The 341-nt window shown below is 74.5% G+C and carries 1 protein-coding gene; it reads right to left on the reverse strand.

All coding sequences use genetic code 11. The features are described 5' to 3' along the window. A partial coding sequence (locus R5H29_RS00885; protein WP_332328581.1) for a CDP-alcohol phosphatidyltransferase family protein occupies positions 1-341 on the reverse strand: 341 nt, incomplete at both ends.

Below are 341 nucleotides of genomic sequence, written 5' to 3' on the forward strand. Positions count from 1 at the left end.
CGACCCAGAGCAGGGCGCCGCCCACCGCCTCCAGCCGCAGCGCGCCCAGGCCCGCGAGCCGCGCCCCGGGCGCGCCGGCCAGGAGCAGGCCGAGCGCCGTCATCTGCATCCCGGTCTTCCACTTCGCGAGCTGCGTCACCGGCAGGCCGACCGACAGCCCGGCGAGATATTCGCGCAGCCCGCTCACCAGGATTTCGCGGCACAGGATGACGAGCGCCGGATAGAGCGCGCCAGCCGGAAGCCGGCCGGTGGCGGCCAGCAGCATGAGCGCCGCGCCCACGAGCAGCTTGTCGGCAATCGGGTCGAGCATCCGGCCGAGCTCGGATTGCAGGCCACGGGCG

The organism is Stenotrophomonas sp. A3_2 (assembly GCF_036624925.1).
GTDB lineage: Bacteria > Pseudomonadota > Gammaproteobacteria > Xanthomonadales > Xanthomonadaceae > Stenotrophomonas > Stenotrophomonas hibiscicola.